The 13,505-nt window shown below is 71.7% G+C and carries 7 protein-coding genes, 2 tRNA genes and 1 pseudogene; 3 read left to right on the top strand and 7 right to left on the bottom strand.

All coding sequences use genetic code 11. From position 1 onward, the window contains the following. Nucleotides 1–167: 167 nt before the first annotated feature. Together leuS and RV983_RS24255 are read right to left on the bottom strand one after the other, a co-directional pair. Complete coding sequence (leuS, locus tag RV983_RS24260; protein WP_475987835.1) at nucleotides 168–3,026, bottom strand: leucine--tRNA ligase; 2,859 nt, start codon at nucleotides 3,024–3,026, stop codon at nucleotides 168–170. 240 nt (nucleotides 3,027–3,266) lie between these two features. Then, on the bottom strand, nucleotides 3,267–5,240 hold the full coding sequence (locus tag RV983_RS24255; protein WP_475987834.1) for a S53 family peptidase: 1,974 nt from the start codon (nucleotides 5,238–5,240) through the stop codon (nucleotides 3,267–3,269). Nucleotides 5,241–5,609: 369 nt separating this feature from the next. Here RV983_RS24255 and RV983_RS24250 point away from each other — a divergent pair, with 369 nt between their 5' ends. Together RV983_RS24250 and RV983_RS24245 are read left to right on the top strand one after the other, a co-directional pair. Further along, nucleotides 5,610–6,755 (top strand): cytochrome b/b6 domain-containing protein, encoded by a 1,146-nt coding sequence (locus RV983_RS24250; RefSeq protein WP_475987833.1) that lies wholly within the window; start codon nucleotides 5,610–5,612, stop codon nucleotides 6,753–6,755. Beyond that, nucleotides 6,752–8,408 (top strand): annotated as a pseudogene (locus RV983_RS24245) (NADH-ubiquinone oxidoreductase-F iron-sulfur binding region domain-containing protein). The gene RV983_RS24250 and the pseudogene RV983_RS24245 overlap by 4 nt, the downstream one beginning before the upstream one ends. Nucleotides 8,409–8,431: 23 nt before the next feature. On the opposite strand, the gene RV983_RS24240 reads toward RV983_RS24245, so the two are convergent. Further along, nucleotides 8,432–8,504 (bottom strand) — tRNA-Ala (locus RV983_RS24240). Nucleotides 8,505–8,628: 124 nt separating this feature from the next. On the opposite strand from RV983_RS24240, the gene RV983_RS24235 reads away from it, so the two are divergent. Further along, complete coding sequence (locus RV983_RS24235) at nucleotides 8,629–9,855, top strand: glycosyltransferase 87 family protein (protein WP_475987832.1); 1,227 nt, start codon at nucleotides 8,629–8,631, stop codon at nucleotides 9,853–9,855. 523 nt (nucleotides 9,856–10,378) lie between these two features. Here RV983_RS24235 and RV983_RS24230 read toward each other — a convergent pair. The 4 genes from RV983_RS24230 to RV983_RS24215 all read right to left on the bottom strand — a co-directional run bounded on the left by RV983_RS24230 (nucleotide 10,379) and on the right by RV983_RS24215 (nucleotide 13,485). Continuing rightward, nucleotides 10,379–10,451 (bottom strand) — tRNA-Ala (locus RV983_RS24230). Nucleotides 10,452–10,545: 94 nt separating this feature from the next. Further along, on the bottom strand, nucleotides 10,546–11,199 hold the full coding sequence (locus RV983_RS24225; RefSeq protein WP_475990440.1) for a histidine phosphatase family protein: 654 nt from the start codon (nucleotides 11,197–11,199) through the stop codon (nucleotides 10,546–10,548). Continuing rightward, nucleotides 11,196–11,633, bottom strand: a complete 438-nt coding sequence (gene rsfS / locus RV983_RS24220; RefSeq protein ID WP_475987831.1) for a ribosome silencing factor — start codon at nucleotides 11,631–11,633, stop codon at nucleotides 11,196–11,198. The genes RV983_RS24225 and rsfS overlap by 4 nt, the downstream gene beginning before the upstream one ends. A 94-nt stretch (nucleotides 11,634–11,727) precedes the next feature. Continuing rightward, nucleotides 11,728–13,485, bottom strand: coding sequence for an LCP family protein (locus RV983_RS24215; protein ID WP_475987830.1), 1,758 nt, complete (start codon nucleotides 13,483–13,485; stop codon nucleotides 11,728–11,730). Nucleotides 13,486–13,505: the final 20 nt, after the last annotated feature.

Raw genomic sequence — 13,505 nt, 5'->3', positions numbered from 1 at the left:
CGGTATGCCCACCGTAAACGGCCGGGGGCGGACGAGGGTTCCGGGGAAACCCTCATCCGCCCCTGAGATCCACGGCGAAGCCGGAGGACCGGGAGCGGGCCCGGGACCGGGATCGGGACCGGGTCCCCGGATCCCGCGACCCGGCGCCACCGCCCCTGACCCGCGCGTCAGCCCGTGACGATGTTGACCAGCTTCGGTGCCCGGACGATCACCTTGCGCACGGCCGCGCCGCCCAGGGCCTCGACGACCGCCGGGTCGGCCAGGGCCTGGACCTCCAGGTCGGCGTCGGAGATCGCCGGCGGGACCTCCAGCCGGGCCTTGATCTTGCCCTTGACCTGGACGACGCAGGTGACGGTCTCGTCCACCACGTAGGCCGGGTCGGCGACCGGCAGGTCCTCGTGCGCCAGGGACCCGTCGTGCCCCAGCCGCCGCCACAGCTCCTCGGCGATGTGCGGGGCCAGCGGCGCGATCAGCAGCACCAGGGGCTCGGCGATCGAGCGCGGCAGGGGGCCGCCCGCCTTGGTCAGGTGGTTGTTCAGCTCGGTGATCTTGGCGATGGCGGTGTTGAAGCGCAGGCCCTCCAGGTCCTGGCGGACGCCGTCGATCGCCTTGTGCAGGGCGCGCAGGGTGTCCGCGTCCGGCTCGGCGCCGGTCACCGTCACCTCGCCCGTCGCCTCGTCGACGACGTTGCGCCACAGGCGCTGCAGCAGCCGGTACTGGCCGACGACGGCGCGGGTGTCCCACGGCCGGGAGACGTCCAGCGGGCCCATCGCCATCTCGTACAGGCGCAGGGTGTCGGCGCCGTACTCGGCGGCGATCTCGTCCGGGGTGACGGCGTTCTTCAGGGACTTGCCCATCTTGCCCAGCTCGCGCTTGACCTGCTCGCCGCCGTACCGGTACTCGCCGTCGACCTCCTCGACCTCGGCGGCCGGGACCGGGAAGCCGCGGCTGTCACGATAGACGTACGCCTGGATCATGCCCTGGTTGAACAGCTTGTGGAACGGCTCCACCGACGAGACGTGGCCCAGGTCGAACAGCACCTTGGACCAGAAGCGCGCGTACAGCAGGTGCAGCACGGCGTGCTCGGCGCCGCCGACGTACAGGTCGACGCCGCCGTGCGGCTGCCCCTCGCGCGGACCCATCCAGTACTGCTCGATCTCGGGGTCGACCAGCTGCCCGGCGTTGTGCGGGTCCAGGTAGCGCAGCTCGTACCAGCACGAACCCGCCCAGTTGGGCATGGTGTTGGTCTCACGGCGGTAGCGGCGCACACCCCGGCCGTCACCCAGGTCCAGGTCGACGTCGACCCATTCCTGGTTGCGGGACAGCGGGGTCTCCGGCACGGTGTCGGCGTCGTCCGCGTCGAAGGTGCGCGGCGAGTAGTCCTCGACCTCGGGCAGCTCCAGCGGCAGCATCGAGTCGGGCAGGGAGTGGGCGACGCCGTCCTCGTCGTAGACGATCGGGAAGGGCTCGCCCCAGTAGCGCTGACGGCTGAACAGCCAGTCGCGCAGCCGGTAGTTGACGGTGCCCTGGCCGATGCCGCGCTGCTCCAGGTGGTCGATGACCTTGCGCTTGGCCTCGGTGACCTCCAGGCCGTTCAGGTCGATCTCCGCGTTGGCGGAGTTGATCGCCGGACCCTGGCCGGTGAACGCCTCGCCCTCCCAGCCCTCCGGGGGCCGGACCGTGCGGACGATGGGCAGGTCGAAGACGGTGGCGAACTCCCAGTCGCGCTCGTCCTGGCCGGGGACGGCCATGATCGCGCCGGTGCCGTAGCCCATCAGGACGTAGTCGGCGACGAAGACCGGGATGCGGGCACCGGTCAGCGGGTTGACGGCGTAGGCGCCGCTGAAGACGCCGGTCTTGTTCTTGCCCTCGGTCTGCCGCTCGACGTCCGACTTGGACTGGGCCTGCTTGCGGTACGCCGCGACGGCCTCCGCCGGGGTGTCCGCGCCACCGGTCCAGGCGTCCTTCGTGCCCTCGGGCCACGCGGCGGGCACCACGATGTCGACCAGCGGGTGCTCGGGGGCCAGCACCATGTAGGTGGCGCCGAACAGGGTGTCGGGCCGGGTGGTGAAGACGGTGATCGGCGTGGCTCCGTGGCCCTCGACGGCGAAGTCGACCTTGGCGCCCTCGGACCGGCCGATCCAGTTCCGCTGCTGCAGCTTGATCGCCTCGGGCCAGTCCAGCGCGTCCAGGTCGGCCAGCAGGCGGTCCGCGTAGGCGGTGATGCGCATCATCCACTGGCGCAGCTTGGCCTTGAAGACGGGGAAGTTGCCGCGCTCGGAGCGGCCGTCGGCGGTGACCTCCTCGTTGGCCAGCACGGTGCCCAGGCCGGGGCACCAGTTGACCGGGGACTCCGAGGCGTACGCCAGGCGGTACTCGCCCAGGACGGCGTCGCGCTCGACGGGGCTCAGCTCGGCCCAAGCCGGCCCTCCCCCGGGCGTCTCCCGCTCACCCTTCTCGAACTGCTCGATCAGCTCGGCGATCGGGCGGGCGCGGTCGGCCTCCTCGTCGTACCAGGAGTTGAAGATCTGCAGGAAGATCCACTGGGTCCAGCGGTAGTAGTCCGGGTCGATCGTCGCGAACGAGCGGCGCTTGTCGTGGCCCAGGCCCAGCCGGCGCAGCTGCGACCGCATGTTGTTCATGGCGGCCTCGGTGGTGACCCGGGGGTGCTCGCCGGTCGCCACGGCGTGCTGCTCGGCGGGCAGGCCGAAGGCGTCGAAGCCCAGGGTGTGCAGCACGTTGTGGCCGGTCATGCGCTGGAAGCGGGCGAAGACGTCGGTGGCGATGTAGCCCAGGGGGTGGCCGACGTGCAGTCCCGCACCCGAGGGGTACGGGAACATGTCCATGATGAACTTCTTGGGCTTGGCCAGCTCGCCGTTCCCGGCCAGGTCGCCGGTGGGGTTGGGCGCGGCGAAGGTCTGGTTCTCGTCCCAGAAGTCCTGCCAGCGGCTCTCGATGTCGGCGGCCAGCGCGGCCGTGTAGCGGTGGGGCGCGGCCGCCTCTGCGGCGGGGGTGGTCTCGCTCATCGTCCTTCGTACTCCATCGCTGTCATGACGGCCTGCGGCCCGGCCGTACGAGGTTTCTGCCTGCGGAAACGAAAAAGCCCCTCGCACAGGAGGGGCGCCACACTGACATCGATCCTGGTCAGCGCGGCTTGCTAAGCAGAAGGCGTACGGCATGCATGAGATCAGGTTACCGCAGAGGCGGAAGGGCCCGCACCGAGGTTCCCCCCGGTGCGGGCCCTTCCGTACCGTTTCCTGCCGTGCTCAGCGGTGGTGGCCCGGCTTGTACGAGTCGAGGTAGCCGCGCGCCGGTGTGCCGACACCGGTCACGTCGTCGTAGCCGGCGACCGCGGACAGCGAGCTGTCCTTGCCGAGGCTGCGGAGCGAGGTCAGCAGACCGTCCGTCGCGTCGAAGCCGTTGGCGAAGTCCACGCGGACCACCGCGAGGTCCTGGCCGCGGCCCAGCGGGTGGTCGGTGACGTCGTGGTACACCCCGGTGCCGTAACGGTCGTAGATCAGCGGGTTGGCGAAGCCGATCGGCACACCGTGCCGCGCCTGCTGCGCCAGCGCCTGGACGCCCGCGATCACCGGCGCGGCGAGCGAGGTGCCGCCGATCCGGTACTCGCTGTACTGGAAGGACCCGTCCGGGAACGCCTGGGTCTGGCCGACCAGGAAACCGGTGTTGGGGTCGGCCACGGCCGAGATGTCGGGCTCGACGCGCTGCTTGACCGCACCGCCGTTGGCCAGGGCGAGCGAGTTGGGAACGACGCCGCGCTGGTAGAAGGGCTGCGCGTAGAGCTTGCTGGTGCCGCCGCCCGCGCCGGAGGTGTAGGCGCCGGGGAAGGCGGTCCAGCGGGAGCCGTCGGCGGCCAGCGTCGCCTTCAGCGTGCCCCAGCCGGTCTCCCACTGGTACGTGTCGCCCTTGCCGACGGCGAGCGCGGTGCCGCCCACGGAGGTGACCCAGGGGGAGTTCGACGGAGTGTCGACCTGCTTCGCGCCGGTCCCCAGGGGATTCGCGACGTTGTCGCCCGCGTCGCCGGAGGAGAAGTAGAAGCCGATGCCCTCGACCGCGCCGATCTGGAAGATCTGGTCGTACGCGGCGGCGATGTCCGGGGTCTCGTTGCTCTCCAGGTCGCCCCAGGAGTTGGAGACGATGTCGGCGAGCCGGTGGTCGACGACCTTGCCGAGCGCGTCGAGCAGGTCGTCGTCCGTGCAGGAGGAGGCACCGACGTAGGTGATGTCGGCCGCCGGGGCGACCGCGTGCACCGCCTCGACGTCCAGGGTCTCCTCGCCGTACCAGCCGGACGCGTCGCACTCGTCCGGGCCGGTGAAGCGGTAGTCGGCCGGCAGGACCTGGGAGAACTGGCGGCGCTTGTAGGACGCGTCGCCGTTGCGCGCCGCGTACTTCTTGGCGTCGGCGGCGATCGTCGGCGAGGCGAAGGCGTCGGTGATGGCGACCGTGACGCCCTTGCCGTTGTACGAGCCCGCTCCGTAGGCGGCGCGCAGCTGCTTGCCCGTGTAGCCCTTGATGGCGTACGGGGCGTGCGTGCCATAGGCGACCGGCAGGTGCTTGTCGGTGCTCGACCCGAAGTACGTGGAGAAGGGGCCGGCGTTCTTGAAGACGGCACCGGGCGGCGGGAGCGTGTCCTGGTGCCGGGCGCGCCGCGGGGAGTTGTCCAGGCCGGTGACCGTGAGGACCGCGCCGTTCAGGGACGCGGGGACCGAGGCGGTGCCGACCGGGGCGCGGTAGGTCCTCGAACCCTTGGTGTAGTTGTGCAGCTGGGTGCCGAAGGCCTTCTCGGCGGCGGAGACGTCGCCGGTGACCGTCAGGTAGTGCGCGCTCGTACCGGTGACCTTCAGGCCGGAGGACTCCAGCCACGCGGTGGTCTCGGATACCTGCTGCTTGGTCGCGCCGAAGCGGGACTTGGCCTGCGCGGCCGACAGGAACGCGCCGTACGAGGCGGACGCCGGGTCGGACACGGCCTGGGCGTAGGCGGCGAGGCCCTTGGCGTCACGGCCGGCCAGGTACACCCGGAGGGTGACCTTGTTCGCGTCAGAGGTGGCACCCTTGTCGGACTTGGCCGTCGCCCAGGCCGGCTTGCTGCCGGCGAGGGTGTGACGCCCGTGGGAAGCGTCGGCCGAAGCTGTGGGTATGCCCATCGCCAGCGCACCGGCGACCAGCGGCAGCGCCGCCACCAGGGCCAGGCCGGCCCGCTTTCTGGAGCGGGTGGAGCTCATACAACCCCCTGCTGTGTGAAGTTCTGACGTACGTCGGCGTGCCAGGACCGGCCACGCACGTGAACCGCCAGGCCACTCTTGCGGTGAACCGCTCATGTCAGGGACATGCGTTCACCAAGAAGGACCCAAGGAAGCTTCACGAAAAAGCAATTGGGGAGGTGTCAAGATCCGGAATGCGGACATATGGAACCGGAGACCGGACGCGGCCGGCGCACGCCGGCCGGGAGACGCCCGGAACCGGGTGAGAACGGCCCAACATCCTTACCGAACAGGGGCCGAACAAACCGACGTTAGCAGTTCGTAATGATCCGCAACTCCGGTTGTCGAAAGACGATCGAACTGGGTACCCGTCCGGGCTAGCGTCTGCGCATGCGCACCAACCGTCAGTCCTCCGACAGTCGCCGGAACCCCCCGCTCCCGGCGAGCGCCACACTGTCCGGGGCTCTCCGCACCGCACGGTCGCCGCGTGTCTGGGCGACCGCCGGTACCGCTGCTGCTCTGCTCGTCCTGGCCTTCACCGCGGGCCCGGCCCTGCGGGCGTTCCTGGACTTCGGCGCCGGTGTCCTCACCCTCGTCTCGCTCAGCTGCACCGTCATCTGGGGCCTGGTGTCCACCGACACCGTCTTCCTCGGCCCCCGCGAGCGACTGGTCACCCAGGGCATCCACCGCGGCCTGGGAGTCGCCGCCATCGGCTTCCTGATCCTGCATGTGACGACGAAGGTCGTCGAGGTCCGCGTCACCACCGCCGGCGCCTTCCTCCCCCTCGGCGTCACCGGCCGCGACGGGCTGATATCGCTCGGCGTGCTGGCCGCCTACCTGATGATCCTCGCCGCCGCCACGGGCGCGATGCGCAGCATCTTCGCCGCCAAGCGCCACCCCGTGCGCTGGCGCATCCTGCACGGCATGGCGTACGCCTCGTGGTGCGCCGCCCTCATCCACGGGCTGGAGTCCGGCCGGGCCGCCAAGCCCTGGGTGATCATCGCCTACATGGTCTGCCTGGTGGGCGTCGCCATCGGCCTGGTGGTCCGGCTGCGCAAGCTCCGCGGCGAATCCGTCTTCCCCGAGACCCGCGAACGCTCCGCCTCCTTCCGCAACCTCGCACGGGGCGGCGGCGGTTCGGGCAGCCGCCGGCGTGCCGTCCGCGAGGAGAGCGGTCCGGCCCTGGCCAGCGCCTACACCGACCCGCTGCCGCCGCTGCCCGGCTTCCCGACCGCCGGCCAGTACACGCCCACCCCTCCCCGGGCACCCGACCGCATCCTCGGCATGGATCCCGCAGCCGCCACCATGCAGCTGCCGCAGGTTCCCGCGGACCCGCAGGCGCCGTATTCTCAGCAACCCCAGCAGTTCCAGCAGCCGTATCCGCAACAGCCCCAGCCCGGCGCCTGGGACGGCACCCCTCCTTGGGGGACCGAAGCGCCCGGCGGCGTCCAGGACACCGATCCGCTGGGAGCCGACCGGCTCCAGCCGATCTCCTGGCAGCAGTCGACGCCCGGACGTTATGAAGGACAGCGATGAACCTGCCCGCCATGCCGGACCGCTCACCCGCCCTCCGCTCGGGGGCGGGTGATGTGCTGCCCGACGTCCGTACGGTCGGGCTGCCCCGAATAACCGCGGGGTTCGACGAGGTGGAACGGCTCGACCGGGTCACGCATCTGAACGTGCACGGCTCCATGCCGACCATGACCGAGGGCGAACTCCTCGATCTCGCCGAGCTGATGGGCCTGCGCGGCCGCGGCGGCGCCGGCTTCCCCTTCTACAAGAAGCTCAAGGCCGTCGGAGAGGCCGCCCGTCGGCGCGGCAGCCCCACCGCGGTCGTCGTCAACGGCTGCGAGGGCGAGCCCGCCTGCCGCAAGGACGCGGTGATCCTGCGCCGGGCACCCCATCTGATGCTGGACGGCGCCCTGCTGTGCGCCGAGATCCTGGGCGCGCGCGAACTGGTGATCAGTGTCACCCGCGACACCAACGAGCAGTCCGTGCGCGACGCCCTGGCCGAGCGCGGTCTCGGCACCAAGCGCGGCCGCCAGCTGCGGGCCCGCATCGTGCGCATGCCGGAACGCTTCGTGTCCGGCGAGTCCTCGGGCATCATCTCGGCGGCCAACGGCGGTCTGCCGCTGCCGCCCGGCAAGAAGGTCAGCGCGAGCGAGTCGGGCGTCGGCGGGATGCCGACGCTCTTCTCCAACACCGAGACCTTCACCCAAATCGCCGTCGGCGCCCGCATGGGAGCCATCCGCTTCGGCTCCGCGGGAGCGCCCGGGGAGCCGGGCACCGCCATGCTGACCGTGTCGGGCTCGGTGCCCCGGCAGACGGTCGTGGAGACCCCGACCGGCGTGCCCATGTCGTACATCCTGCAGATGTGCGGCGGGAATCCCGGCCAGGGCGTGCTCGTGGGCGGCTACCACGGCAACTGGATCGACCCCAGCGTCGCGTCGATGGTGACCATCGCACGCGAGTCCCTGGAGGCCCACAAGGCCACGCTCGGCGCCGGCGCGCTGCTGCCGCTGGACCCGGGCCTGTGCCCGCTCGGCGAGTCGCTGCGGGTCGCGCAGTGGCTGGCCGCCGAGACCGCGGGACAGTGCGGGCCGTGCCGCCTCGGCCTGCCCCGGATGGCCGGGCTGCTGCAGGACGTGCTCAACGGCGGCGGGCAGGCCGCGCTGGAGCAGTTGCGGCAGACCGCGGTGGCGGTCAAGGGGCGCGGGGTCTGTAAGCACCCCGACGGCTCCATGCGCTTCGTGATGTCCACCATCAACGCCTTCACCGACGACCTCGCGGCACATGTGCTCGGCGGCGGCTGCGGCCGCCCCACGGTGGGCGTGCTCCCCCTGCTGAAGTCCGAGCCGTCGCCGCTGCTCGGCGGCCCCTCCGGCGGCAGCGGGCCCACGGCCGCCAGCAACAAGCGGCTGGTCGTCGACTGGACGCTGTGCAAGGGCCACGGGCTCTGCGCCGGCGTGCTGCCCGAGATCGTCCGGCTGGACCGCGACGGCTACCCCGACATCGCCGGCACCCCCGTTCCGCCGCACCTGGACGCCGCCGCCCAGCGCGCGGTGGCCCGCTGCCCCGCGCTGGCCCTGCGGATGGAAGAGGGCGGGCGCCGCTGAGCGTCCGCCCGGCCCGGCGGTGGCGGCCGCCGGGCCGGGTCGGTCTGTTCACGCCGAAGGGCCCGGTACCTGAGGTACCGGGCCCTTCATGTGAAGTGGAGCTACGGGGATTCGAACCCCGGACCTCTTGCATGCCATGCAAGCGCTCTACCAACTGAGCTATAGCCCCGCGTTGCCGTTCCTCCGGGTCCCCCCGGCGACTCGGCATACATTACACGGCCGCGGGGGCGGTTCGCCAAATCCATTCCGGTACTGTCGGCAGACCCCGACCCCCAGGACTGGAGACGGCCCCCGTGACCGCCACGCAGCGCATCCTCGTCGCAACGGCGGAACGGACGCACCTCCTCCGCCGCCCCACCGTCGCGGCGGCCGTGATGTGCCTCGTCTCCTTCGCGGCGTTCTGCCTGGCGCAACGCGCCGCCCACGTCTCGATGATCGACCTCACGGTCTACCGGGCCGAGGGATGGACGGTGCGGCAAGGCGGCGACCTGTACGCGATGCACGTCACCCACGCGCAACTGCCCAACACCTACCCGCCCTTCGCCGCCCTCCTCTTCACGACGCTCACCCTCCTGCCGGCCGGTGCGGCGCGCATCGCGGTCACCCTGCTCAACCTCGGGCTGCTCGTCGCGCTCGCCTCCCTGTCGCTGCGGCTGGCCGGCCTGCCCCGCCGGCTGCCCCCGGCGGCGGCGGCCCTTGCCGTCGCGGCGGTCGCGGTGTGGTCCGAACCGGTGTGGACGACGCTGCGGTACGGGCAGATCAACCTGCTGCTCGCCGTGCTGGTGCTGTGGGACCTGACCCTGCGGGCCGGTTCCCGGGCGGCCGGCGTCGGGATCGGCCTTGCCGCCGGGATCAAGCTCACACCGGCGCTCTTCGTGGTCCTGCTCGCCGTCGGCGGCCTCGTACTGGCCTGGCGGCGCCGGGAGCGGTGGAACGACCACCTGCGGCGCGCCTGCGTCGCCGCGGGCGTCGTCGCCGCGACGGCCGGTCTCTCCGCGGTGGTCCTGCCGCACGACTCCCGGCGCTTCTGGACCGGGGTGATCTTCTCCGCGGACCGGGCCGGGCACGGCGAGGACACCGCCAACCAGTCCCTGCGGGGGGTGCTCGCGCGGGCCCTGCACACTTCGGACCCGGGGACGTGGTGGCTCGTGGCGGCCGGGCTGGTGGCGTGCGCCGGTCTCGCGGTCGGCGTCGCCGCTCTGGCCGCCGGCACCTGGGCCTGGGCGGTCGTCTCCTGCGCGGTCACCGCGCTCCTGGTCAGTCCCGTCTCGTGGTCCCACCACTGGGTGTGGGCGGTGCCGCTCGTCGTCCTGCTCAGCCGGGTCTCGCGGGCCGGCGCCGTCGCGGCGGGGCTCGTCTTCTGCTCGTACGGGCTGTGGCTCATCCCTCACGGTGACGGCGTCGTCCGGCCCGAACTCCACCAGTCCGCCGGACAGATGGCGCTGTCGGCGGTCTACCCGGCGGTGGGCGTCGCCTTCTTGTGCGTCGCGGCGGTGGCGTCGCGGCGGCAACGGGCCTAGGCAGGTCCCGCACGCCCACCGCACCGGCTTTCACGCACACCAGGCGCGCCCCCTCGACAGCCCCGCGAGCGCACCGAAAACGGCCGTCAGGGCGAGTGCCCAGGAGGTGAGGGGTGATGGCGTGGGCGGAGGAGTCGAGGCGGCTGAGGAAGAGCGTGCCCAAAGTGGCGACGCCGATCAGCTGCCCGAGCTGTGTGACGGTGGCGAACAGCCCGCCGGTGTCCGCGGCGTGCTGCGGCGCCACCCTGCCGAGGCCCAGGCCGATGCCGAACTGGACGGCGAGGAAGGGCATCTGGTGCTGGTGCCCGCCACGCAGCAGTGGCACCATGGCGCCGGACGAGACCGCTGCCACCAGCAGTCCGATCGGGGCCGGCAGGCGGTGCGTACGCGCCGGGAGACGGCGCCAGTAGAGACCGACGCCGCCGAAGGCGTCGGCCGCGGCGGTGCGGGTCAGCCCGGTGCGCGTCCTGGAACGCGAAGAATCCCGCCTCCCCTGAGGGGCGGCGGGATTCCTTGATCAATGTGGAGCTACGGGGATTCGAACCCCGGACCTCTTGCATGCCATGCAAGCGCTCTACCAACTGAGCTATAGCCCCGCTGTCCTCAGGCTTTCCGCCTGGCGAACGAGAAGAAGCTTAGCCGGTCAGGGCCGGATTTCCGAAATCGGCCCGGCGGCCCCGCCGCCGCGGATCAGTCGTCGTCGCCGAGCACCGGCTCGGGCAGCGTGCCCGCGTTGTGCTCCAGCAGACGCCAGCCGCGGGCGCCCTCGCCCAGCACCGACCAGCACGTGTTGGACAGGCCGCCGAGCGCCTCCCAACTGCGCGGGTCGAGGCCGAGCAGCCTGCCTATCGTCGTGCGGATCGCGCCGCCGTGGCTGACCACGACAAGGATGCCGCCGTCGGGCAGCTTGTCGGCGGCCGCGAGCACCACGGGAGCGGCCCGGTCGGCGACCTCGGTCTCCAGTTCGCCGCCACCGCGCCGCACGGGTTCGCCGCGCTTCCACGCCGCGTACTCCCCGGGGTGGCGTGCGGTGATCTCCCCGTGGGTCAGGCCCTGCCAGACGCCCGCGAAGGTCTCCCGCAGGCCCTGGTCGTACGTGACGTCCAGGCCCGTCACGGCCGCCAGCTCGGCAGCCGTGCCGGCGGCCCGCTGGAGGTCCGAGGCGATGATCTGGTCCGGCTCCAGCGCGGCCAGCAGGCGTGCCGCCCGCTTGGCCTGGCCGACGCCGGTCGCGGTCAGCGGGATGTCCGTGGTGCCCTGAAAGCGGCCTTCCAGGTTCCAGGCGGTCTGGCCGTGCCGCCAGAAGACGATGCGCCGGCCGCGGCCGCGGTGGTGTCCGTTCAGCTCAGCTCTCCGTCCTCGTCGGCCACCGACATGGCGCGGGCGTGCTCCTCGGCCTTGCCGCGGGTCGCCACGGCGTCCTTGGGCAGCTCCAGCTCGGGGCAGTCCTTCCACAGCCGCTCCAGCGCGTAGAAGACTCGCTCCTCGGAGTGCTGGACGTGCACCACGATGTCCACGTAGTCGAGCAGCACCCACCGGCCCTCGCGCTCACCCTCGCGGCGCACCGGCTTGGCGCCCAGCTCCTTGGCGAGCCGCTCCTCGACCTCGTCGACGATGGCCTTCACCTGGCGGGCGTTCGGCGCGGAGGCAAGCAGGAACGCGTCGGTGATGGCCAGGACGTCGCTGACGTCGTAGGCGATGATGTCGTGCGCGAGCTTGTCGGCGGCCGCCTGAGCGGCGGTCTGGATGAGCTCGATGGAGCGGTCCGTGGCGGTCACAGGTGCGGCTTTCCGGTCGGGGACGTCGTACCCCCAAGGGTCTCACGGACCGCGGACAGTCCCCGACCGGTTATCCGGCCGGGGACCTGGCGGCTCACTTCTTGGGCGGCGGGGTGTAGTCCTGGCCGAGTACGACCACGATGTCCGCGTTCGGTGGGACGGTGCCCTTGGCCACAGCCTTGGCGGGCAGGCCCAGGGTCTTCGCCAGTTCCTGCGCGTTCGCCTTCTGGTCGGCGGCGCCGTACACGACCTGGGAGGCCGCCTGGGCGGTGGTGGTGGTGCCGGAGACGTAGGTGTAACCGCCGCCGACGATCTGCACCTGGGCCTCGCCGGCGTTGGAGGACTCGCCCGAGCCGTTCCTCAGGCCGACCCGCGGGATGCCGTCGGATGCGGTGTTGGTCACTGTGCCGCCGAGGACCTGCTTGACGACCCCGTCGGTGTCCTTCTCGCTGACGGTCCCGTCGGCCTGCACCGGGAGGGTGTCGGTCCGGTACGCGCCGGTCTTGGCCTCCTCCGACAGCGCCGCGAGGCTGGTGCCGAGGTCCTTGGCGGTCAGCGGGGGCTCGATGACCTGGTTGAGCCCCTCGACGGTCTTGGTGGCCAGGTCCGGGTCGCTGTACATCTTCTTGAGCACGCCCTGGATCACCTGGCCGAACCGGGCCAGCTGCTTGTCCTGCGCCTCGCCAGGCGCGCGGTAGATGGCGTACGCGACGGCCGCCTGACCGCCCAGCTCCTGCTGCTTGCCGGGCTTGACGAGGGTCTTGCCACCCTTCTTCTGGTCGGCCTTCACCGTGACGTCGGTGTCGACGAGGATCCCGCCGAGGGACTCGACAAGGTTGTCCAGATAGGGGGTGTCCAGCCGCCAGGTGCCGCTGATCTTCGTGCCGAGCAGGGTCTCCAGGGCCTCGCGGGTGGGGGCGGAGCCGCCGTCGACCACCGACTTGCCGAGGGTGGTGCTGCCTCCGTCGTCGCTGCTCACGGCGAGGGAGTTGGGCAGCAGAACCGTAGTGCCCTTCTTCGTGGTCGAGTTGCTGACCAGCAGGGCGGTGGAGGTCTCCTTGCCGTCCACCGGACGCAGGTGCAGCACGATCACGTCGCGTTTCTGGCCGCCCGCGGCCTGCTGCGCGGTGGCGGAGTCGCCACCGAGCCCGGGGATCTTGCCGGCCTTCCACAGATAGCCGACGCCGCCGACCGCGGCCAGCGCCACGACCACGACGAGGGCGACGACGCGGTTGCGGCCGCGGCGCTTGGCCTCCTCGCGCCGCTCGGTGCGGGACTCGGTGAACTTCAGCCAGTCGATGACCTCTTCGGACTCCTCGGTCTCCTCGTCGACGAAGGAGAACTGCGCGGTGGAGTAGTCCCCGCCGCCCGAAGGAGCCTGGGGACCGGCAGGACCGCGGCCGGAGGGACCGGGCTGTACGGGCGCCTGGACGGAGGCCTGCGCGGGGCGGGCCGGCGGCTCGGGGTCGCGGTAGACGGGCTGCGGCTGCGTGTGCTGCTGCTGGTACTGAGGCTGCGGCTGCTGCGGCTCGTAGTACGGCTCCTGGTACTGCGGCTGCTGCGGGATCCAGCCCTGGTACTGCTGGGTCTGCTGCGCCTGGGACGGCGCCTGCTGCTGGTCGTAGCCGTAGTCCTGCTGCGCGTAGCCCTGCTCCTGGTACTGCTGCGGCTGTTGCGGCTGGCCCGGCCCCTGAGCGTACGGGTCGTAGCCCTGGCCCTGGCCCTGCACCTGGCCCTGCTGCTGGTATCCGTAGTCACCCTGCTGCTGTGCGTAAGGGTCCTGGGGGTAGGGGTCCGGTCCCTCCTGCTCGGGTGTTCCCTCGGCGTAGTGCCATCGGGGGTAGTCGTTCACTGGGGACCCCTCCAGTTGCC

Source organism: Streptomyces sp. RLA123 (assembly GCF_056270165.1).
The sequence above is the reverse complement of the archived record's forward strand: the minus strand, read 5'-3'. Positions and strand labels throughout refer to the sequence as shown.